The sequence below is a fragment of the Companilactobacillus bobalius genome, from assembly GCF_009764355.1.
Window position 1 is genome coordinate 80,951 of sequence record NZ_LNUA01000031.1, and the last position, 23,209, is coordinate 104,159.

16 protein-coding genes are annotated in these 23,209 nt (G+C 35.7%); 8 read left to right on the forward strand and 8 right to left on the reverse strand.

Annotation, left to right across the window (positions count from 1 at the left end; genetic code table 11):
- Positions 1-522: a DUF308 domain-containing protein gene (locus ATN92_RS04955; protein WP_056953362.1), complete on the reverse strand. Its 522-nt coding sequence runs from the start codon at positions 520-522 to the stop codon at positions 1-3.
- 193 nt (positions 523-715) lie between these two features.
- Between ATN92_RS04955 and ATN92_RS04960 the strand changes: the two genes are divergently transcribed.
- Entirely contained in the window at positions 716-2,440 is a 1,725-nt protein-coding gene (locus tag ATN92_RS04960; RefSeq protein ID WP_056953364.1) for a pyruvate oxidase, read from the forward strand.
- A gap of 62 nt (positions 2,441-2,502) precedes the next feature.
- Here ATN92_RS04960 and ATN92_RS04965 read toward each other — a convergent pair whose 3' ends face one another.
- Entirely contained in the window at positions 2,503-8,499 is a 5,997-nt protein-coding gene (locus ATN92_RS04965; RefSeq protein ID WP_087721289.1) for a beta strand repeat-containing protein, read from the reverse strand.
- A gap of 394 nt (positions 8,500-8,893) precedes the next feature.
- On the opposite strand from ATN92_RS04965, the gene ATN92_RS04970 reads away from it, so the two are divergent.
- A complete protein-coding gene (locus ATN92_RS04970; RefSeq protein WP_056953367.1) occupies positions 8,894-10,354 on the forward strand; it encodes an APC family permease in 1,461 nt (486 codons plus the stop codon).
- A 305-nt stretch (positions 10,355-10,659) separates the two neighbouring features.
- Positions 10,660-10,908, forward strand: coding sequence for a P8 family protein (locus ATN92_RS04975; RefSeq protein ID WP_025086369.1), 249 nt, complete (start codon positions 10,660-10,662; stop codon positions 10,906-10,908).
- A gap of 141 nt (positions 10,909-11,049) precedes the next feature.
- Here the strand turns inward: ATN92_RS04975 and ATN92_RS04980 are convergent, their stop codons facing one another.
- From ATN92_RS04980 to ATN92_RS04990, 3 genes are all read right to left on the reverse strand, one after another.
- On the reverse strand, positions 11,050-12,366 hold the full coding sequence (locus tag ATN92_RS04980; protein WP_056953369.1) for a hypothetical protein: 1,317 nt from the start codon (positions 12,364-12,366) through the stop codon (positions 11,050-11,052).
- A gap of 189 nt (positions 12,367-12,555) precedes the next feature.
- Complete coding sequence (locus ATN92_RS04985; RefSeq protein WP_056953371.1) at positions 12,556-12,957, reverse strand: hypothetical protein; 402 nt, start codon at positions 12,955-12,957, stop codon at positions 12,556-12,558.
- Positions 12,958-13,078: 121 nt separating this feature from the next.
- Positions 13,079-13,861 carry a helix-turn-helix domain-containing protein gene (locus ATN92_RS04990; RefSeq protein ID WP_158106626.1) on the reverse strand — a complete coding sequence of 261 codons (783 nt, stop codon included), beginning with the start codon at positions 13,859-13,861 and terminating at the stop codon, positions 13,079-13,081.
- Positions 13,862-14,608: 747 nt separating this feature from the next.
- Between ATN92_RS04990 and ATN92_RS04995 the strand changes: the two genes are divergently transcribed.
- A complete protein-coding gene (locus ATN92_RS04995; protein WP_054643565.1) occupies positions 14,609-14,920 on the forward strand; it encodes a helix-turn-helix domain-containing protein in 312 nt (103 codons plus the stop codon).
- 32 nt (positions 14,921-14,952) lie between these two features.
- Here the strand turns inward: ATN92_RS04995 and ATN92_RS05000 are convergent, their stop codons facing one another.
- The 3 genes from ATN92_RS05000 to ATN92_RS05010 all read right to left on the reverse strand — a co-directional run bounded on the left by ATN92_RS05000 (position 14,953) and on the right by ATN92_RS05010 (position 18,095).
- Positions 14,953-15,591: a hypothetical protein gene (locus tag ATN92_RS05000; RefSeq protein WP_056953375.1), complete on the reverse strand. Its 639-nt coding sequence runs from the start codon at positions 15,589-15,591 to the stop codon at positions 14,953-14,955.
- Between the two features lie 477 nt (positions 15,592-16,068).
- Positions 16,069-16,944: an SLAP domain-containing protein gene (locus tag ATN92_RS05005; protein WP_025086344.1), complete on the reverse strand. Its 876-nt coding sequence runs from the start codon at positions 16,942-16,944 to the stop codon at positions 16,069-16,071.
- 248 nt (positions 16,945-17,192) lie between these two features.
- A complete protein-coding gene (locus tag ATN92_RS05010) occupies positions 17,193-18,095 on the reverse strand; it encodes a hypothetical protein (protein ID WP_056953377.1) in 903 nt (300 codons plus the stop codon).
- 160 nt (positions 18,096-18,255) lie between these two features.
- Here ATN92_RS05010 and ATN92_RS05015 point away from each other — a divergent pair, with 160 nt between their 5' ends.
- The 4 genes from ATN92_RS05015 (at position 18,256) to ATN92_RS05030 (ending at position 23,180) form a co-directional block, all read left to right on the forward strand.
- Positions 18,256-18,459 carry a hypothetical protein gene (locus ATN92_RS05015; protein WP_056953378.1) on the forward strand — a complete coding sequence of 68 codons (204 nt, stop codon included), beginning with the start codon at positions 18,256-18,258 and terminating at the stop codon, positions 18,457-18,459.
- Positions 18,460-18,470: 11 nt separating this feature from the next.
- Complete coding sequence (locus ATN92_RS05020) at positions 18,471-18,683, forward strand: DUF2922 domain-containing protein (RefSeq protein ID WP_025085390.1); 213 nt, start codon at positions 18,471-18,473, stop codon at positions 18,681-18,683.
- A 357-nt stretch (positions 18,684-19,040) separates the two neighbouring features.
- Positions 19,041-20,468 carry a hypothetical protein gene (locus tag ATN92_RS05025; RefSeq protein ID WP_056953380.1) on the forward strand — a complete coding sequence of 476 codons (1,428 nt, stop codon included), beginning with the start codon at positions 19,041-19,043 and terminating at the stop codon, positions 20,466-20,468.
- Between the two features lie 138 nt (positions 20,469-20,606).
- Complete coding sequence (locus ATN92_RS05030; protein WP_056953382.1) at positions 20,607-23,180, forward strand: sigma 54-interacting transcriptional regulator; 2,574 nt, start codon at positions 20,607-20,609, stop codon at positions 23,178-23,180.
- Positions 23,181-23,209 lie beyond the last annotated feature (29 nt).

A 23,209-nucleotide genomic window follows, 5' to 3' on the forward strand; every position in this document is an offset into this window, starting at 1 on the left:
TTAATGACGATAGATTCTGGAATTTATAATTTCGAAAAAGGCCAATACAACTAGGCTTAATCCGAATAATTGATAAATGAATATAATTGTTTTAGAAGGGTTCAGAATAAACACAATACCTGCAAGCATTAGAAGGGCTGAGTAAAAATAGTCCAAGTAGGGTGTTATCTGAACCCTTTTTGTCATCTCGTGAGAATCTCGGAATTGATTGATACCATTCACTAACAAGATGATACCTAAAACGGGAGGTACCAAATTAACAAAAAAACGTGCAAATAGTAAAACCCCTAAGGCCAAGAATAAAGCGCCGACACCTAATCCAATAGCAATATTGTTTTCCCCTGTACTTTTACGAATACTTAAACCGTCGATAATTGATAGAACACCATAGATGGCGATGTAAGTAGAAACGATGTAGATGATGATATCAAAACTCTTGATTGGTGCAATGACAATTAGAATACCTGCCACTAGTAAAAAAATGAAACGCAACCAACGATAAAGCTGGAATTGCTTAACCATATTGTGATCCCCCTAGAAATGTCTAAATATATGATAACAGAAAATAGAAAAAATAGAATTACTCATAAATAATGTGTTCACAATCTGAGTTATCAAAATATAAATAAATTGATATATCAGGACGTGAGCATATTGCTTCTATTGTGAAATTATTATGGTACGGTATAAGTAACTGATACTAGGAGGGACAACTATGAGTGTTCGTGCATCTGATAAAATGGTCGAAGTTTTAGAAAAATGGGGTGTCGATAATATTTACGGAATACCAGGTGATTCCGTTGATACGACAATTGATGCTTTGTATCGTTCACAGGATAAGATTAAATTTACACATGTTTTGCATGAAGAAGTGGCTGCCTTGTCGGCTGCCGCACATGCTAAATTAACAGGTAAGTTAGGTGTTTGTTTGTCGATTGGTGGACCAGGAGCTATTCATCTGTTAAATGGTTTGTATGACGCTAAGATGGATCATGCGCCTGTTCTAGCAATTTTAGGACAAGTTCAATCGAAACTATTGAATACTGATTTCTTCCAAGAAGTTGATACGCATGTTTTGTTTGAAGATGTTGCCGTTTACAACAAAATTATCATGGATCCACAATCACTGCCAAGAATCATGGATGAAGCTATTAGAACAGCTATTGCTAAAAAGGGTGTTGCTGTTTTGACAATTCCAGATGACATTCCAGCACATATGATTAAGGATAATTTCACTCCTAATGTTGATAATTTCAAGTTAGATGACTACAAAGTTAATGATGATCAGATTAAGCAAGCCGTGGAAATGATGAAAATTCACTCTAATCCGATTGTTTTAGCTGGTGTTGGTATCAAAGATGCTAAAGCTGAAACAAAAGAATTCATTGAAAAATATAAACTGCCAATTATTTTGACAATGCCTGCCAAAGGGATGGTAGACGATGACCATCCTTATAACTTAGGTCAGTTAGGTAAATTGGGGACTAAACCGGCTTTTGAAATGATGCAAAAGGCTGATTTGGTAATTATGCTGGGTACAGACTATCCTTATGCACCATATTTAAATAAGAAAGTTGATGCTATTCAAGTTGATATCAATGCCGATCGCTTAGGTAAACGTCGTCACGTCAATTTAGCTATTCAAGGTGATACCAAAGAAGTCTTGAGTCGCTGGAATGAATTAGGTGAACCAGTTAAGGAACGTCATTTCTTGGATCTAGCAGTTGCAAAGATTGGCCAGTGGCACAGTTGGATGCATGATGTTTATTCCAAGAAACACGATGGTGTCTTACCGTCATTAATGTTCCATAATCTTAGTAAGAGTGCTCCTCGAGATACTGTATGGTCGATTGATGTTGGTACTTCGACAGCTTTTGGTGCTAGATTCTTAACCGCTAAATCTAGTCAGATGTATACTATTTCAGCTTGGTTAGGGACGATGGGCTGTGCTTTGCCAGGCGCGATTGCCGCCAAGATGGATATGCCTGATCGACCAGTTTATGCGATTGCCGGTGATGGTGCCTTTTCAATGGTAATGCAGGACTTTGCAACAGCAGTGAGATATAAATTGCCAATGCTATTTGTGGTCTTGAATAACAAACTACTAGCCTTTATCGAATATGAACAACAGTCAGCTGGGCAACAGAATTATGGTATCAGTTTGCCAAATATTGATTTTGCCAAGTTTGCTGAAGCTTGTGGCGGTATCGGTGAGAGAATCACAACTGATGAACAGTTCTCTGAAGCAATTGCCAAGTATCGTAACCCTGAAAAACCAGTTCTTTTGGATGTAGCAGTTAATGATGAGGCTCCACTTCCTGGTAAAATTATGATGGATGAAGCCCAAGGCTATGCTAAATTTGGTTTTGGTCACGTTGTTGATAAGAAGAGCTTGCCAGAATTACCACCAATGAAAGAAATTTTACGTTCATTCTTATAAAATTGAGATACAAAAAACCCGCCAATCTTTTTTAGATTCGCGGGTTTTTGTGTATCTAGTTATTAACGTCTGATATCAACATCATCAGCTTTAACAAATTCATCAGTAGCGACACGATAGTACTTTACACCATTAATGTAAGTAGTGGCATCGACTAACCAATTAGAACTAGCACCAAGAGTGCGTTCCTTAACTAGTTGACCTTTGTCGTTATAAACATTTTTAGCTGAATCGGCATGAGTTGTAACAACCAACTTGGCTGGTGTGTAAACATAAACGTCATCGGCTTTGACAAACTTGTTAGTAGCGACACGATAGTATTTATCACCATTGATATAAGCAATACTGTCAGCTTTCCAATTAGAATTGGCATTGAGGACGTAGTTTTCGACTAATTGACCTTTAGCATCATAAACTTTCTTACTTGAATCAGAATGAGCTGCCACGGTCATCTTAACTGGTGAATATACATAAACATCAGTGGCCTTAACAAATTCATTAGTAGCAACACGATAATATTTTTCACCATTAATGAAGTAAGCCTTTCGATCAGTGATCCAGCTTGAACTTGGAGCTAATGTCTTATTAGCAATCAAATCTTCTTCAGCTCTGTAAAGTGGTTTAGCAGAGTCATTGTAAGTTCTGATGTACAAATTCAAAGCTTCGTATGGATAGGCTTGAATAGTTTTGACGAATTCGTTAGTAGCAACGCGATAATAAGTTGTTCCGTCGATTGTGATAACGGCATCGCTCTTCCAATTAGTGTGATGAGGGAGGATACGACCTTTGATTGCTGTCATTGTATTGTCAGAATCAAGTCCATAAACTTGAACATCTGGTTTGTCAGCGTAGGTAGAAATTGTCTGATATTTCATTTCAAGAGTGGTTTCGTTACCAGTAACGTTTGAATTACTGTTATTTGAAAGAATCTTTGTGTAAATGACCTTATCAGCAGTAGTAATGCTGCCATCGGGATTGATAATGGCTTTAACTGTTCTGACATTTGAGCTGTAACCATCAATTTTTGGTACGACAACTTCTAAGGTATCTCCGACCTTACCGCTTAAGCCAGTAATTGTTTGGGTAGCATCTTTAGAATCCTTGGTTGTAGGAATATTTAAGGATTGATTGTTAACTGGATTACCAGTGTAAGTAACTTTTTCATTAGGAGTGACGGTTCCATCAGGATTCATAGTACCAGTGATAGTAGATTTATCAGGAGTATAGCCTTGAACATCAGGAACCTTGATAGTTACACCATTCTTGTTGTCGACTGTACCAGTTAAATTAGTGATAGTTTTATCACCATCGGGTGTACTGATAGTGATTTTACCGTTATTAACAGCATTAGGAGTGTAATTGACAGTTTCGCTAGGTGTGACAGTTCCATCAGGATTCATAGTACCAGTAATAGTAGGTTTGTCAGGGGTATAGCCTGGAACGTCGGGAACTTTAATGGTTACTCCATTTTTATCATCGACAATACCAGTTAAACCAGAAACAGTTTTATTACCTTTAGATGTACTAATAGTAGCTGTGACATCTTTAATATCGTTTGGTGTGTAGTTTACTTTTTCATCAGGAGTAACAGTTCCATCAGGATTCATGGTGCCAGTGATAGTAGATTTATCAGGAGTATAACCTTGAACGTTAGGTACCTTAATACTTACGCCACCTTTTTTATCAACAGTACCGTTTAAACCTGAAATTGTTTTACTACCTTTAGGTGTATTGATAGTAGTTGAGGCGTCTTTAATATTATTAGGAATGTAGTTAACAGTTTCATTAGGTGTGACAGTTCCGTCGGGATTCATAGTACCAGTGATAGTGGATTTATCAGGGGTATAACCTTGAACGTCGGGCACCGTAATAGTTACTCCGTTTTTGGCATCAACGACTCCATTTAGTCCTGTAACAGTTTTATCACCCTTGGAAGTACTGATGATGGTTGTGACATCTTTAATATTGTTAGGAGTGTAGTTAACAGTTTCATTAGTAGTAACGGTTCCATCAGGATTCATAGTACCAGTGATAGTAGATTTATCAGGAGTATAACCTTGAACATCGGGAACTTTAATGGTTACCCCGTCTTTTTTGTCAACGGTACCGGTTAAGCCGGAAACAGTTTTATCACCCTTGGAAGTACTGATGGTAGTTGTGACATCTTTAATATTGTTTGGTGTGTAATTAACAGTTTCGTTAGGTGTGACAGTTCCATCAGGATTCATAGTACCAGTGATAGTAGATTTATCAGGGGTATAACCTTGAACGTCGGGTACCGTGATAGTTACTCCACCTTTTTCATCAACAGTACCAGTTAAACCTGAAATTGTTTGACTACCTTTAGGTGTGCTAATAGTAGTTGAGGCACCTTTAATATCCTTTGGAGTGTAGTTAACTTTTTCATCAGTAGTAACGGTTCCATCAGGATTCATGGTACCAGTGATAGTAGATTTATCAGGAGTATAGCCCTGAACGTCAGGAACCTTGATATTTACACCATTCTTATCGTCAACAGTACCAGTTAAGTTAGAAATAGTTTTATTCCCATTAGGTGTACTGATAGTGATTTTACCATTATTAACAGTATTTGGAGTGTAGTTGACGGTTTCGCTAGGAGTAACAGTTCCATCAGGATTCATGGTACCAGTGATAGTAGACTTATCAGGAGTATAGCCTTGGACATCAGGAACTTTAATAGTTACTCCGTCTTTTTTGTCAACGGTACCGGTTAAGCCGGAAACAGTTTTATTACCCTTGGATGTGCTGATAGTAGTTGAAGCGTCTTTAATATTGTTAGGAGTGTAGTTAACGGTTTCATTAGTAGTAACAGTTCCGTCAGGGTTCATAGTACCAGTGATAGTAGACTTATCAGGAGTATAACCTTGAACATCGGGCACCGTAATAGTTACCCCGTCTTTTTTGTCAACAGTACCGGTTAAGCCGGAAACAGTTTTATCACCCTTGGAAGTACTGATGGTAGTTGAAACATCCTTAATATCGTTAGGAGTGTAGGTAACAGTTTCATTAGGAGTAACGGTTCCATTAGGATTCATAGTACCAGTGATAGTAGATTTATCAGGAGTATATCCTTGAACGTCGGGGACCTTGATAGTTACTCCACCTTTTTCATCAACGGTACCGGTTAAGCCGGAAACAGTTTTATCACCCTTTGATGTACTGATGGTAGTTGTGACATCTTTAATATTGTTAGGAGTGTAATTAACAGTTTCGTTAGGAGTAACGGTTCCATTAGGATTCATAGTACCAGTGATAGTAGATTTATCAGGAGTATATCCTTGAACGTCGGGGACCTTGATAGTTACTCCGCCTTTTTCATCAACGGTACCAGTTAAACCAGAAATAACTTTATTACCTTTAGACGTATTGATGGTAGCAGTACCGGTATCTATCTTTTTAGGGGTGTAAGTTACGACATCCGTAGAAGTGATGGAACCACCTGGGTTCATAAGTCCAGTAACTGTAGATTTGTCTGCTGTATATCCCTCAACGTTAGGAACGTTGACAGTCACAGTTTCACCAACTTTACCGCTAAGATGATCAACATGCTGATCACCGAGATTAGATTTAATTGTAGCTGGCGAGTCTGTATATGCAACGCCAACATAGTTGACTGGTTCTTTAACTAAAACTGTTTTACCGTCAGGTTGGATAATACCTTTAACAGATTCGGGGCTAGTATAACCTTCTTTAGTTGGAACTTTGACATCAACAGTGTCGCCGACATTACCAGAAATTCCGGCAACAGAAATATCTGGTAGCTTCGTAGTGCCATTTTGAGTTGCTTTGATTGTTGCAGAAGCACTAGTTACTGGGTTACCCGTATAAGTAATGTCCTGATTTGGATCTAAGGTAATAGTTCCATCAGAATTAATAGTACCAGTAATTTGAGAGGGACTTGCTGTGTAACCATCTGCCTTAGGAACATCAATTTTAACCGGCCCAACAGGACCAGTGACACTGACAGTTTGATCAGGGAAATTAGACTTTATGGTTACAGTATTAGTGTATTGTTTTCGTGAATAAGTTGGATTGTCAAAATCAACATCAACATCACCTTTGGAATTAATAGTCCCAGTTATAGTGCTTGAAGTGACATCATATCCAGCAACGGTTGGAGTATTAAAAGTAACTTTGTCACCGACTCGTGGATTTTCACCAGCATCATTTTTAGTACCAGTAATTTCCTTTGTTGAACCATCTGGTAATTTTACGGAAGCGGTCCATGTATTAACAGGATTGCCTGTATAAGTAATGTAATAGTTAGTTGTGGCAGTGGTGTCGTTAATGATTGTTCCATTAACTTTAGAAATATCAGATTTGTATCCGGGTAATTGAGGAACTTTGACATCAGTAACTGCACTGTTAAGGGTTCCCTGGACAGTAACATTTTGATTACCAAGGTTAGAAGGAATTGACATTGTGGCGTTAATAATTGTGACAGTTTCATCTGGGTTAGGAACCAAATTGATTTTTGAAACAGCGGGAACTGTATCAGTAAATAGGGTTCCAAGAGTTTGTCCGTTATCATTGGCAGCTAAAGTTGAAAATTTTATATTATTGTTGCTGTCGTACCAGTGATTGGAAGCTTTAGAAGGTAGATCAGTATAACTCTTAAAACGATTGTATTTGGATAATGTGATTTTATTTAAGTTAGTACCATCAAACATTCCCTGACCTATGGAAGAATCTCCAGTTTCATTAGGAACAGGGCTTCTGGTCATATCCCATGTACTTAAATCAAGATTGGTTAAATTAGCATCATTTTGAAACATACCAGTTAAGTCTTTGTGGTTACGGAATTGCCAGTTGGCAAGGTTAACAGTTTTAAGATTAATATCATTTTTAAACATATAGGAATCATCAGTAGATTGAGCAAAAGTTGAATATTGATCAGCAGGTAGGTCAATTTCAGTGACAGAGCTGTCGTTTAAAAACATTTTGCTTGAATTTTTTACAAAGAACAAATTAAGAGATGAAAGATTCAGTTTTTGATTGTCGGCAGTATGTGTTTCCCCTGCATTTGTTGCATCAACTAAATTAGTATCATTAGCAAACATACCAGAAGTATTTTCTGTATCAGAAACATCAAGATTATCGATGTTTTTAATACTCTTCAAATTAGTAAGGTTAGCAAACATATGGTTCATATCAGTAGCGGCTGTAACTTTACCATCAAAAATAATGGTATTGATACTGTCAGCATTAGTTGCCCATGGAGAAGTTGGGGTAGTTGATTCAGTTGTAGTACCAGTAGTTGAACTGCCGGTAGATGTTTTATCAGTTGATTCACTAGTCTTGTTAGTTGTAGTTGCAGTATTGTCAGCTAAAGCAGTTGTGGATGATGCTGTACCAAGATGAAGAACGCCATCAGTAGAAATGTACCAAGGGGTAGTTCCTTGGGTACTTTCAGCGATATTTCCATCAGGTAAGGTGGTAGCTTCTGGTGTAATTGAAAGAAGTTCTGCCTTAACACCTAAATTGGCTAATTTGGTTTTTGAAATCGCCAAATTAGTAGCTAAAGTTTTTTCAGCTACAGGAGTGTCTTTGGATTCGGTTGTGGTTGTGTCAGAACTAGTTTTAGAATTGACATTTTCATTAGTAGTATCGGCATTTGAAGTGTCTGCCTGCGTACTATCAGTTGAAGTTGTACCTGTTTCAGGAGTAACTGTTTGTGTTTCAACAGCTCCTGATTCTTTTGTATCAGTAGTTGAACTTACCGGAGTATCAGTTGGCTTAGATACAGCAGCGGTTTGATCTGTTGCTGTTTTTTTGGCTGTGTTGTCAGTAGTAGTGTTGGCAACTGCAGCAAGTTTATCTGTGGCTGATTGAGTTTCCGTCGAAGGGGCTTTGGCAGTCAAAGTTGTTTGTACTTGGTCATTAGTTGTATCAGCTTTAACCAAAACACTTGGTGCGCTTAGTAGAAACAATCCCCCTGCGATTGAAAGGCTACTAAGAACAACCCAGTTCTTCTTTGATTTAACGAGACGCTTTTTCTCGATAGTATTTGGATCGTGCTTTAATTGTTGAAATCTCATAATTATTACCCCTTTATTCTATAAAGAATATAAAACATCACGGTATTGATTATAGTTCTCTACTATTTTTATAATATTTCAGAAATGATAAACAATTCTTAACAAAAATGGAACATTTATCGTCAACAAAAGTATTAATGAAAAAATTATATTTGTGATAAAAATAAATCATTTATATATAATGGTATATACAGGATTAATGCGGATCTAATTTATCGAAAAAACATATGGCTAGGATATATATTGAAAATTCAAACTTTCCAGTCTTGATAGTGCTTCCAGCCTTTATAAAAGTCTTGCAAGTAAATTAAAAAAACATTAAAATAAGACGAATTATATAAAATAGTAATCTGAATTATTCAATACAAGATTTCTTGTAAGAAGGGATGTTTATATGAGAAACCTTTTTAGGCGTTTGACCCTAAAAGAAGATCCGAGTATTTATGAAGATAAAGATTCACATTTAGTGAGAGTTTTAACTGTTAAGGATTTCTTGGCTTTGGGAGTGGGGACGATTGTTTCAACTTCTATCTTTACTTTGCCAGGGGTTGTTGCGGCTCAACATACAGGGCCATCAGTTGTTTTTTCATTTATAATTGCGGCTGTTGTAGCCGGATTAGTAGCGTTTGCCTATGCTGAAATGGCGGCAGCAATGCCATTTGCGGGTTCAGCTTATTCATGGATTAATGTTATGTTCGGAGAATTCTTCGGCTGGATTGCTGGTTGGGCACTGTTAGCGGAGTATTTCATTGCTTTAGCATTTGTTGGTTCGGGGCTGTCAGCTAATTTCCGTGGACTACTGGAACCGATTGGGATTCACTTCCCCAATGCAATTGCTAATACTTTAGGTAGTAACGGTGGAGTTTTGGATTTAGTCGCGGTTATCGTAATTGCGGCCGTGGCATGGCTACTTTCTCATGGAGTTAGTGGTGCTGCTCGAGTTGAAAATATTTTAGTTGTTTTAAAAGTTTTAGCGATTTTAGCTTTTATTGTTGTTGGACTAACAGCAATTCATATTGAAAATTATGTACCATTTATTCCTAAGTACCATTTGAATAGTGATGGAACTGCTTTTGGTGGTTGGCAAGGAATCTATGCCGGTGTTTCAATGATTTTCTTATCCTATATTGGATTTGATTCGATTGCGGCCAATTCGGCTGAAGCCAAAGATCCAGGCAAGACGATGCCACGTGGTATTTTAGGTTCATTGTTGATTGCGGTAACTTTGTTTATCGCTGTAGCGTTAGTTTTAGTAGGAATGTTTAAATATTCTTCATACATTAATAATGCGGAACCAGTTGGTTGGGCATTACGCCAAGCCGGTCATCCGTTGGTAGCTAGTGTAATTCAAGCCATTGCGGTTGTCGGTATGTTTACAGCGTTGATTGGTATGATGCTGGCAGGTTCACGTCTAATTTATTCCTTTGGTCGTGATGGGATGTTGCCTAAGTGGTTAGGTAAACTTAATCAGAAGAAACTTCCTAACAATGCCTTATTAGTTTTATCAATTGTTGCCATTGTTTTAGGTGCTGTTTGTCCCTTTGCTTTCTTAGCACAATTGATTTCAGCTGGTACTTTGATAGCCTTCATGTTCGTTTCTTTGGGAATCTATCCATTGAGAAAAAGGGAAGGTAAGGATATTCAGAATCCTGATTTTAAAATGCCGTTCTATCCAATTTTGCCAGCTTTAGGTTTTCTAGGTTCACTAATTGTTTTTTGGGGACTAGATATTCAAGCAAAACTTTATGCTGGCGGTTGGTTTGCTATTGGTTTAGTTATTTACTTTGCCTATGGAATGAGACATTCAACGTTAGGTAAAAAGTCTCAAGAGAAACAAAAAGAAGCTGCCAAGTAAATGGCAACTTCTTTTTGTTTCTCGCCCGAACGATTGTCGATCATCCAATCCATCGCTGGGTTCGAGTAATAATTTTGTATACTCAGTATAACAAGTGACCAAGCAAAAATAAAGTCAAATTTCAATCAAATTTGTTATACAAAATGTATAATTTCAAATATATCTTTCGAAACATATAGTTATCAATATCTATAATTAAAAAAATTATGCCAATTGCAATAATTATCGAAAATAATAAACATTTAGTGTGTCACTTTTTCAGATTAGAACTATAATGAACTCGTAACTAAGGAGGTTGTTGAATTATGGCAGAAGTAGATCCATCAAAGATGGCTGATGCAGCCATTGCAAAAGAACCAGAAGTATTAAACCTAAAGATGAGTGAGGCTTTCGACTGGAGTGACGATAAGACAGTCGTTCGTGACGCTATTTGGGATTATTTCATGGAAAACAACGATCACGACACAGTTAAGGCCGAAGAAGCTGAAAAACCATTCTTGGATATGAAAGATGCAGATGTCCGTGACTGGATTGAGAAGAATCTCAAGAAATAAGCTAGTCTTTAAATTTAAATAGTACCAACCTTCCTTTAGAGTACGAGAAGCGTTCTCTAAAGGATTTTTTTATGCAAAAATTAATACAGAATTATCATGATATATAAAAGCCCGCCTCTGATTTCAGAAGTGGGTTTTGTGTTATTTCAAAAAGTGTTTGTAGGTATCAATGTGATTCTTCCAGTAAGGAGCATTTTGTTGATTCATTAGATCGTTGAACCAAACAAATTTTACGTAAGGTACATGTTTTGTTAACTCTTTCTTACCATTGTAGTAATCAGGGTCACTGACACGTATTAGGTTAGCGTGATAATTAGCATACATCATTGACTGATAAGTATAACCACAGACAATTAGTGTCACTAACAATACAAGATTGATCAAATAATTTTGTATTGGTAATTGATCTAAAGCGGATAGGACGAATTTCATTCCGATTAAATACATCAAAATATAAGATAAGAAATAGCCACGGCTGTTCACGGGGGAAGAAACGAATAACAATTGTCCAGCAATAACACCAGTCAATAAGTAATAGAGCCACATTTTAGGATCATCTCTGAAGAAGACCCAAATGCAATAACCGATAAAAATCATTAGTGCGATACTGACTAAACTCTCCGGTACGGCAATGCTTGCACGAACTGTTTTGTAGCCATACATCGGATTTAAATGAAAATTATTTCTGAAGAAATTGTTGATAACGATGTAATAAACCAAAAAGATAATTGAAAAGATAGAAACGGCCAATTTATTTTCTGATGAAATCTTAGTTTTGATTGCTAAGACGAAGATGGCCAAGAGAATAGCTATCAAAAGAATAAGATTGAAAGTAATCAACCAAAAGTGAGTGACTTTAGAATAAGTATCCCAAATGGTACTTAGAGTATATGAAGTTTTACGGTAAGTACTGGCCTCGTGATATCCCTTATGAGTAAACATGATAATTGCTGAACCAATTGTTCCTAAAAAATAGGTGATATGGTAACTTTTGAGGCCTTTTTTCCAATAAAAATATCCCAAAACTAATAATCCTAGGGCTAATTGGGTGATGTTCCAAACTTCATTAAATAGACCACCTGCCAAACCTAATAGTAGCAACAAAACAGAAACTATTGGAACAAATTTCTTTGCAACGCCTTTGTCGACGACGATGATATAAATCAATCCCATAACAACAGGTGGGACATAATTTACGAACCCAGCATTCCAACCTAAGATGTTATTAATGAAAGCATCTTGCATGGTGAAAATGAAGAGAAATGATAATAGAAGTGATGTGATGGTCTTTTTAGATAAGTACCAGATACACCACAAGAGCAGGGTCCAAAAGATTCCGTAAGCTAAAATGGCTACTGGCAATTTGTGCATGGTGACAATTTCCAAAAGATTTCCTAGGTAGCGACCATTACTACTACCACCATACGTGGCTTGGGGACCATAGAACATGTGATTCATTAAGTATTTCCCCATTTTACCCAACCAGAAGTAATCATCGCCAGATGGGATCACTAAGAATCGAAAGGCACAAAAGTATATAAATGATGCTCCAAACATTATTATCGTAAAGATTTTTTTGAGTGTACTATTACCACTTATTTTTTTGGACATGAGGTTGATTAGATCCTATCTATAATTATTTAAAATTTATTTACTAGATGTAAAAACATTAGAAAAATCGGATGAATATTTGTTGATTGTAAATTGTTTATACTTGTCTAGACTACGATGTTTTAAAGTAAGAACCATTGTGTTATTGATAATATGATTATCAGTACGAATATAGGGTTTAATTCGATATATCAAAGCATATTCATGTAGATTTTTCATTTTATAAACATCGATGGAAACCGTTTGGTAATTATCCCAATCAAAAGGGCCATCTTTTTGGTCAATGGCCTTTCGCGCTAGCTTAGTGAACTGTTTTTTTTGGTAATCATTCAAATGATGTGTTTTGTCATTTTCCAAAACAATCTGTTTGCCAGAGAAATAGAAGTAGGGAGCTGAATAGTAACTGCGATGAACCTGGGGAATAATAAAGGCTGCCAAAAGTAAAATTAGACAAAAGAATAGAACGACCTTATCCAGAAAATTATGTTTTTTAGCTTTAACTATGTTATCTTCCCCCTATACTGAATTCCTAGTACATTAAATGTACAAAATCAAAAATCTATTTTAAATAACGTTCCTCAATTTGATTTTCTTCGGATAATAAACTTTTTATACTAAGTCGAGTTTCAACTAGTTTATCATTTAACTTATCGCGATAGTATTGTTGTACCAGTTGTTTCATAGAATCAATTTGGTAGTCAGTACCGTCCCAATTTAATGTACCATCTTTTACGAATTTTTTTGCAACTTCATCAAAAGATTTTTGAGTCCATTTAGTATTTTTGGTATGAGTTGACCTTTTTTCTAGTTCATGTAGCACATCCATTGCCTGTCCTTCAAAGGATAATACTTGATCAACATAGATTTTTTGAAAATATGGATTAGAGATGCGATCGATTTCTTCTAAATTGGTTTCGTAATTGACACCTTTAGAAGTGAATATCTGAAATAAGCCTGGGTAAATCTCTTTGAATATGCGATCCTCAACGCTAGATTCATCGTCTCTTAAAACGTGGTCCTTCAATTTAGTGATATGTCTGACAATGACGTCATCAGGATGAAAGTCACCATTGGTTACATCGATTAGTTTTTTGAAGGTGACATTTGATTTGTAACCATAGTTATTGATGATTTTTAAAACTTTACTTTCTAAGACATCTTTAAGATCACCATAGTATAGGTAGTCACTGCTGGTATTAAGTACTGTCGATAAACGGTCCATTGTCGTTTTCTTAGGGAGTCCACGACCCTTTTCCCATTCATTAATAGTACTTTTACCACTGACACCGATAATGTCGGCCAATCCTTGCATGCTTAGATTTTTACTTTTTCGTAATTTCATCAGGCGAACACCAAAATCGGATTTTGAAATATTCATATAATTTAACATCACCAATCATTTTTGATTTAGTACTATTATTAGTACAACTAATGCACAAAAGGATAATAAAGTGGTATATAATATAATGTACAATTAGTTAATATCTAATATTATTAATAGTATTATTTTATTAAAGTGCGGAAAAAAAAGCATTTCCATAGCCCACATGACTAAGAAATGCTTCTTCCATTATTATTAGTAATAACTAATTAGAAATGTTAGTTGCAAAGTTTGGCTCGCAGGCACATGCGTTAGCAATTCTTTGATGTAGATTAATGCTAATAATTTTGAGCTTTGATTTTATATAAAAGGGCTACGAGTTAACGTAGCCCGGTACGCAATTATCATAGGATTGATTTGTCAGATGTACCAACGTTTAGTTATTTGAGGGAGTAACTTACTTAATAAACTACCGCATTTATTAAGAGTATAAGAGTCCATCTGTGACAAATACATGAATTCATGAAGGCTGTTTAAATTACTTTTTAATATTTGACTGATTCCACCCTAGAAATATATTAATGATGTAATTTTTAGCAAATGAGGATTATTATGTGCGTTCAATTCGAAATATAATAATCACGTACTTTTTTATGATAATACTAGTATAGAATATTCGCAATATTTTTATAATATGTATCAATTTTTAGCCGTATAGCCATATAAACAGTGAGTAGTTAGAATAATTTGAATTAAGAGGTGATGCCTATGGTTAAGCGCTTTAAGTTTATTCGGGATAAACGTAATGAAATGGGGTTAACCATAGAACAATTGGCTGATCGAGCTCATGTATCTCCAGATTTGATATCACGTTTGGAACGAGGTAATAGAGATGACGTGTCTCTTTCTCGTTTAGAGAGTATTTTAGACGCTTTGAATCTAAAATTAGGTGATGTCTTTGATCAAACTGAACTAGATGAGCAGAGTAACCAATTTGTACAGGCTTTTTATTTAATGGATAGTGAAAAGAAAAAGCAGTACGCAAAAGTCTTTATGGAGATTATAGACTTGAATAGTTGATTCAAGTCTTTTTTTATATTTTAATCTATTGGCTATGGAGTCCATTGGGAATTATCGCCACCATCAGGAGCAGCCATATTTGAATATTTACCAGTAAGATTTCCATTTACATCGTAAAAGTCACCATTGGGTTTAACCACTGTTACAATTGGGTTATTTAAATTGTTCAAATAGACGTGATAACCATCTGGCTTAGCCTCAACACTAAATGATGCGGGAGAAGCCCCACCATTGGCATGTGCAACTAAACTTCTAGCTTGATCTGCAGTAGTGATAACTGCGGCTACCTGCTGATTTGTAGTTGCTTGTTGATTGTTGTTAGAAGTAGCTGTGCTTTGGCTTTGACCCTGATTAGTGTTTTGAGTTTGTTTTGAACTCTGCTGGTTATTTGAATTTGATGTTGTATTTTGGTTGTTAGTGGAAGAATTTGTTTGTTGATTTTGTTGTGTCTCATCATTGTTGGAAGTAGATGCTTCCTTTTTTGATGAGGCCTTTTTTTTCGAAACTTTTTTCTTAGAAGAACTCTTCCTGGCTTTTTTATGTGATTCTGTTTTGACAGTTGAATCTTTTGAGCCAGCGGAATTTTGACTATTGTTAGAACAACCTCCAAGTGCTAATACGGATGCTACCAATAAAAGACTACTCAATATTTTGAGGGTAGTATGTTTCATGTTGTTATTTCTCCCTATATCCAAATTTTGAAATAAATCTTAATACCGATTTCATTGATCACCACCTTAATCCGTACAATTCATTATTTTATAGTCGACACAGAATATTAGCAACAAAATCTATTTTTAATAGATTTATTGCCACGATGTAAATCTAATAAAAAGCCCCTTAGCTGGAAGCTCTACGAGACTGTCTGGATATATGCAAAGATGAATAGTACTCATATCGTCTTTGTAATAATTCTGTAACATTATTGTAGCATTTATGTAACAATTAGCAATATCAAATCAAAAATTATTAATTCTGTACGCAAAAAAAGGGCCTCCATTCTTTTGGAGGCCCACTATATCAGGGAGGTAATTATATTTAGTTTATATTATAAGTTAGTATCCAATATTCTTGTTTACCAAGTACTATATTAGATTATAAATGTGAAGAAAATGTGAAATATACAAATATTAATATAATTGTTCCGATTATTGTGTAACAGATGTTGCAAATTCAGGCTCACTACTTACATTATTTCCAGCGTCATTTTGATTTAAATGCATATTTGAACTTTGTGCCCATTCATTAGTTGATACTTGATAGAAGGTATGACCGTATTTATTTTGAACCATTTGGCCAATTTTCCAGTTAGATCCTTCAGGTAATTGACGGTCTGAGAAAGAGTCCATTGAAGTATCATATAAATCAGCGGGACCATTAACAACAGTACCAACTACTGGTTGCTGTTGTTGTGTGGTAGTTGAAGCAGCATTGGTTGTAGCGTTATTTGTAGTGTAACTTTGATTAGGTTCAGTCACTTGAATGTTCAAGTCATTAGCAGCGACCCATTCATTAGTAGCAACTTGCAAATAAACATTTCCATTAACATTTATGGATGCACCAAGTTTCCAATTAGTTCCAGCTGGTAAAGTTACCCCAGTAATAGCTTGGCCTTGACTGTTAACTACAGCAGAAGCCCACTTTGTCGTTCCAACTTTAGTGGCGTTAACATCAATTTGGTTGCTAGTGTCTGAACTAAGATTAGTTACTTGATGGGATGAATTACTGATATCAATGCTATCAGCAGCAATCCACTCGTTAGTAGCAACTTGATAATAAGTAATGCCATTGATTTGAGTTGAAGGACCAAGTTTCCAAGAGCTGAAGTTAGGAAGATAAGTACTTGTAATAGTTTGACCCTGGTTGTTAACCAGAATACCGCTACCACGACGAACAGTACCAATCAATCCGCTTTCTGTTGATGTTTCTGCCGCACTCACGTCTTGAGGCGACAAATTAGACAGAACAGTTGGGGCAATTAATAATGCCAGTGCTGAGCCGAGTAGAACTTTATTCTTTTTCATCTTTTAAACCTCCTCGTCTTATTTTGCGGTTCATAGTAAACCTATAATGCAATCAGATTTTAATCAATACGTTTAAAAAACTGTTAAGAGAAACGTTACGTTTTCTTTAGAATTAGCTCAATATTTTTGTAATATATTTGAAATAAATGAATTTATATATAGAAAAAAAGAGTGATGCCGACTTGATATATCGGTGTCACTCCTTTTTTATAACCATATTTCTTGGAAATCAATGTGCTAGAACTTTTTTATTGAATCTTACCATCAGATTCTTTAACGGTTGAACGTCCATCTTTAGCAGCGTTCTTAATAGCACGAACAATATCATTGTCACTCCAGGCATCAACGTTCTTAACACCAGAGTCAGTTAATTGTTGTCTAGCTTTGGCGATGTCGGAATCAGTAATGGTTTTACCATCGACTTCTTTCTTTTCAACATCGAAGTCGCCACCTTTAGCAGCTGGATTATTGCTTTGGTCGCTTGATGAGTCAGCACTACTATTATCAGTAGAATTGTTGTTGTCAGTTGTAGTTGTTGTAGAACTATCATTATTAGTATTACTGTCAGTATCGGTACTATCTTTAGTATCAGTAGGTAATGACTTAAGCAGAGTATTGGCTTGTGTGTAAAGATCTGAATAATACTTACCCTTAATACCCTTGAATGTTGTGATTTGTTCTAGTAAAGCTTTAGCTTGATCATTAGCACCTTGTTTGATTAATTCTTTAGCGTTTTTGATATCAGCCTTGAAGTTACTACGATTGAATTGAATCTTCTTTACTTGTTTAGTCAATTTCTTAGCTCTGGAAACCATCTTCTTGTTTCCGTTATCTTGATCCGTAACCTTATTCAAAGCTGATCTGGCAGAATCAAACTTACGTTGGTTCATAAATCTCTTCGCCTTGACCAAGTTTTGAGCTTGGATCTTTGAGTCATGTGCTTTGTCAGTTTTTTTCGCCTTAATTGCTGAATCAAAGTGATCAGCGGCCTTTGAATATTCTTTATCGTCTACGGCATCGTTACCTTTAGTCATTTCTGTCTTGTAAGTATCACTACTATTATTAGACTTAGATGCTGAAGAGTTGCCGTTACTGCAGCCAGCTAGCAATAGTGCTACCCCTGTTGTTGCTAGTAATAAAGCTTTTTTCATTTTTGAAATTCCTCCATATAAGTGCTGGTTGAATTATAACATGTTGAGAAAAATTTCAAAAAAAATTTCCGCTTTGGATACTTTCAACCGTTACTATCTGTGTAAGTTACTTAAACCGGCCGATTAGTTCTTACAAAATATAAAAAAGAGGTAATTAATAATGTGGAAGAAAACAGCAATCGTCGTAACAATGGCAAACGAAAAGTATCCAAAAGGTAAGAGAGCAATTAACTTTAATAATATAGTAGAAAACCCAACTCAAGAACAAATTGATCTCCTCACGCAAGGACTAGTTCTACTATCAGATGGCGATGCACTTTATGGAACAGAAGTAATTAAACACAATACAATGGATGCAGAATAGGGGCGTAAATTATGAAAAGATTACAATTGAAATTTAAAACAGCAGATGGCCACAGTAAGAATTTAGTTTTGAGTTATGTTAAAGCTGATTTAGATCCAGAAACAGTCAAGACAGCGATGGACAAAATTAGTGCCAGTAAGCTATTTGAAAAAGGTGCTATTCAACTTTATCAAGAAATCACTGGTGCCAAATATGTTGAACGTGTTGAAAACAAAGTATTCTAAGCCTTTTCAGATTTTAGTAAAAATTATTAAAATATTTAAGGTATAAACCTTGAGCCTACGTCTTATTTAGAATAGAATAAAAGTAGGCTCTTTTGGGTTAACAAAATTAATCTAGTCATTGTTTAAACGTTAATTACATGACAATTAGAGTTTTTTTCTTGGAAAAAATTTGATTTTGACTGTAAATGTGTATGGAATGTTACAAAATCGTGATATTTAATACAGAAATGTTACAAAAACAGTGACTTTTTAAATTTCAGTTGATTCACAAGCCGGAGTTTCATATAATGGTTGTCAGTGGGATAGCCCACGACAATTAAAAATAATAAATTCTTGTAGTCCAGGGGAGGATTAACATTGAAAAAATCTATTAAATATGCAGGAATCGCTGCTGCTACACTTCTAGCTGTTGCACCAGTTGCTGCTCCTGTTGTTTCAACTACTGCACAAGCTGCTGTTACATCAGTTGCTACAGACCAATCAAAACAAAATGATGCTGTTACAGCATTTGGTAACCAATTTGCTGACGTTACTGCTAAGAGTATCGTTGACGGTGGCAAGAGTATTACTCTTGGTTCACAAAAGTTATCAGACTTTGCTACTAACAATGCTGATTTGATTAAGACTGCTGCTACTCTTGAAAATATGAACGATCTAATTGGTAGCGGTGCTACTGTTACTGTTTCTGCTAAGTATGGTTCAACATCAATTAACCAAGCTGATCTTACAAAGATCTTGGCTGATGAAACATATCCAGCAGTTGAATTTACAATTACTTTGAACTACAACAACTTGAATGATCAAGCTGTTTCAAAGACATATACTGTTAAAGCTACTAGAACAACAACTGACAACAATGCTAACGAATTGAAGACAGTTAATGCTAAGTTCACAACACCTGTTTCAGTTGCTTTGGACTCAACAACAACAAGTACACAATTGACAGCTACAACTGACATTCATTTGACAGACCAAAATGGTGATGGTGTTGTTGCAGGTACTGTTAAGGCAGATACTAACTATTACAACACATATGCAGATGCTATGAATGGTAACACTACTTCAGCTACTAATACTGTTGTAAACAACAAGTTTACTAAGGCTGGAACATATTACCAAGCAATTTCATTTACTGCTGGTAATGGTTCATCATTAGCTACATTTATTAGTAACTATACACAAGACCCATCATCATACACTGTATATGTAAATGGTGCTAAAGCATCAGCTGGTTATGACTTCAAGGCAAGTACTGACAACACAACACTTACATTTGTTCGTGCAATCAACGTTTCAAACACAACTGATAACTGGACAACAACAGATACTACAGGTGTTGTTACAACAAAATCTGCAAGCAAGTACTACACACTAAAGAACGATGACAATGCTACAATTGCTAACCGTGCTTTAGGTGCAAACACACCTTGGAGAACTGACAAAGTTCGTACAAACCAAGACGGTGTAAAACAATACCGTGTTGCTACTGGCGAATGGATCGATGCTGACAATGTTGTTTACTCAAACGGTGACAACAACAACAGTAACAATGGTTCAGGCTTGACAGATATCAAGACTGTTTCAGGTGTTGCTACTTTGACAAAAGCCAAGGGTTACTTCATGGCATTGTTCAACGATGAAGGAAAGGCTTATGATAACAAATATCTTGGCTCACCTTCAGCATGGAGAGTAGACAGAACTGCTAAGGGTGCCGATGGTAATACTTACTACCGTGTTGCTACTAGCGAATGGCTACAAGCCGGTGAAGGCGTTTCATTCAAATAATTTTTAATTATTGAATATTAAGAGAACTCGCATATGCGAGTTCTTTTTTTATGCCATTTTTAGAAAACGGTTGCATGTACTCCTCAGTATTATAAAATTAATATATTAACAATTTTATCGACAATGGGGGGCATAATTGTGGAATCGAAATATGAGGTATTAACGAAATTAAATGATTTGAATTACAGTCACTCGTTGCCAATTAATACTAGTGATCTATCTCAACAGGTTAATCTTAGTCGTTCGGTTACTAGTCATTACTTGAATCAATTACTAGAAGATGGATTGGTAGTTAAACTAGAAGGTCGGCCGGTTTTGTGGAATTTAACTGAATCGAAAAATAATAAAAAAATTTTACCGTTCAATGATTTTATCGGATCGAATGGTAGTTTGAAAAATGTTGTTTCTCAATGTGAGGCAGCGGTAAATTATCCGCCCAATGGATTGAGCATTATCATTACGGGAAATAGTGGTGTCGGAAAGAGTTTCTTAGCCAAACAAATCTATAATTATGCAGTTACTTCAAAATCAATCTCTAGCAATGCACCATTTCTAACTTTGAATTGTGCTGATTATGCTAATAATCCGGAATTACTTTCGAGTATTCTATTTGGATATGTCCGAGGAGCCTTCACAGGTGCTAATGATGACAAAAGTGGTTTGTTGGAACAAGCTGATGGTGGTTATCTCTTCCTCGATGAAGTCCATCGCTTATCAAGTGAGAACCAGGAGAAACTTTTCAGTTTTATCGATAGTGGTTCTTTCATGCGAATGGGTGAAAATAAGCAGACTAAGACTTCAAAGGTTCGTTTCTTGTTTGCCACTACGGAAAAAACAGACGACGTTTTACTGGAAACTTTCCGTCGACGAATTTCAATTGCGGTTCATTTACCGGATTACCATAATCGACCAAGAAATGAACGTTTAAGTTTAATCTATTCTATTTTTTATCATGAAGCACAAAAGATGCAAAAGCCATTAAGAATTGATGATGGGGTAATTGAGTCACTGATCAATTTGAAGTCAGATGGAAATATTGGAAGATTGAAGAATATTATCCGAGTTAGTTGTGCCAATGCCTATAAAGATCAAAAGCTTAACGATGAAATTAAGATTCAATCTGATTCGGTTATTCTTAAACAGAAATCCTCCGATACAGGTAATTTCGTAGATATAGATCCAACACATCAATATAATTTTTCCGAAGTTTCGATTGGTGATTCGTATCAGAAGAAAATAGAGAAGATTATCAACGATTTGAGTTCTTCAGACGTTAATTCATTCCAATTTCAAAGTAAGAATGCCATTCACGATATTGAAAAGCTGGAACAGTCGGTGAAAATAAATGAATTGGATCAACCAACTTTTCTGAAATTTCAAAAACAAATGGAGAAGGTAATTGGACGTCGCTTTGGTATTAAGGAGATTGCTGATATCAGTTCAATTATTTTCAAGCTGTATCGTTCTAATTTTACTTTGCCTGTGGAAAACTTGGATAAACTTGATAAAAAATTACAGAGTCTTTGCCCACGTTCAGTTCATGTAGCTGATTGTTTCTTTAGAAGTCTTCATTATCGGTTAACGACAAAGTATCATTCATTAGGTATTGTATTGTCAATTTTGTTGAGTGATCACGTTGACGAATCGATAAAGTTGAGAGGCTTGTTATTGGCGCATGGGGAATATACTGCTACTAGTATTCAAGCAGTAGTCAATCAGCTCTGTGGCAATTATATTTTTGATGCAATCGATATGCCAATCGATACGGGATTGGCTGATATTGTTCAGAAAACTAAGACGTTGTTCGATTCTTACGATACTTCGAACGGTACAGTGATGATTGTTGATATGGGTTCACTCAATCAGCTTTATTCGGAAATTAAGAATCATCTTAATGGTGATTTATTGGTGGTTGATAATCTAACCACAGCAACAGCTTTGGATGTGGCTTTGAAAATTCAAAGTAAGGAAAAATTTAAAGCAATCGCGGCCGCCGCTGAAAATGAATACGAGATTCATAGTCAGTATTATTCTGGCTATTCGAATAAGAAGAACATTATCATTTCTTGTATCTCTGGTTTGGGAATATCGGAGAAAATCAAAGAGACAATGTTGCCTTATTTTCCCAAGGACATTCAAATCAATACGCTTGATTACTACGATTTGAAGAAGAATATCCATCAAAATGACAATCATTATTTTGATACGACTCTGTTTGTTTTGACAACGACTAGTTTGCCGGATGATTTCATTATTCCTAATATCAATATTTATGATTTGTTGGATGCTAAAGGTGAACAGAAGTTGACTAAATTATTGACGCCTTATTTAAAAGCCGATGCGATTGATGATTTGAATCAGGAGTTATTACGTTTCTTCTCGATTGAAGGAGTCAGTGAGCGTTTGAGTTTCTTGAATCCTAAGATCATCATCAAAGAAGTTGAAACAGTAATTTATAAGTATGAGAGTTACTACAATCTTAAATTGGATGGGAAAGTTAAACTTAATCTTTATATGCATATTGCTTTGATGATCGAACGTTTAATGATTCGTAAATCACAAAAAATGCCAGAGATTAAACCAACTGAAGATGAACAAGAGTTTATTTCGATTTCCAAGAGTATCTTCCAACCTTTGGAATTAAAGTACAATGTGGAAGTTAATGACTATGAATTATCACTGATGTATGAAGTGTTCAAGCAACTGTTTTAGTGTTCAAAATAAAAGAGAGCTAGTGTTTA

Coding starts and splice junctions, on each gene's coding strand:
- ATN92_RS04955 (WP_056953362.1), bottom strand. CDS start 522: ATGGTTAAGCAATTCCAGCTTTATCGTTGGTTGCGTTTCATTTTTTTA.
- ATN92_RS04960 (WP_056953364.1), top strand. CDS start 716: ATGAGTGTTCGTGCATCTGATAAAATGGTCGAAGTTTTAGAAAAATGG.
- ATN92_RS04965 (WP_087721289.1), bottom strand. CDS start 8,499: ATGAGATTTCAACAATTAAAGCACGATCCAAATACTATCGAGAAAAAG.
- ATN92_RS04970 (WP_056953367.1), top strand. CDS start 8,894: ATGAGAAACCTTTTTAGGCGTTTGACCCTAAAAGAAGATCCGAGTATT.
- ATN92_RS04975 (WP_025086369.1), top strand. CDS start 10,660: ATGGCAGAAGTAGATCCATCAAAGATGGCTGATGCAGCCATTGCAAAA.
- ATN92_RS04980 (WP_056953369.1), bottom strand. CDS start 12,366: ATGAATCACATGTTCTATGGTCCCCAAGCCACGTATGGTGGTAGTAGT.
- ATN92_RS04990 (WP_158106626.1), bottom strand. CDS start 13,861: ATGAAATTACGAAAAAGTAAAAATCTAAGCATGCAAGGATTGGCCGAC.
- ATN92_RS04995 (WP_054643565.1), top strand. CDS start 14,609: ATGGTTAAGCGCTTTAAGTTTATTCGGGATAAACGTAATGAAATGGGG.
- ATN92_RS05000 (WP_056953375.1), bottom strand. CDS start 15,591: ATGAAACATACTACCCTCAAAATATTGAGTAGTCTTTTATTGGTAGCA.
- ATN92_RS05005 (WP_025086344.1), bottom strand. CDS start 16,944: ATGAAAAAGAATAAAGTTCTACTCGGCTCAGCACTGGCATTATTAATT.
- ATN92_RS05010 (WP_056953377.1), bottom strand. CDS start 18,095: ATGAAAAAAGCTTTATTACTAGCAACAACAGGGGTAGCACTATTGCTA.
- ATN92_RS05015 (WP_056953378.1), top strand. CDS start 18,256: ATGTGGAAGAAAACAGCAATCGTCGTAACAATGGCAAACGAAAAGTAT.
- ATN92_RS05020 (WP_025085390.1), top strand. CDS start 18,471: ATGAAAAGATTACAATTGAAATTTAAAACAGCAGATGGCCACAGTAAG.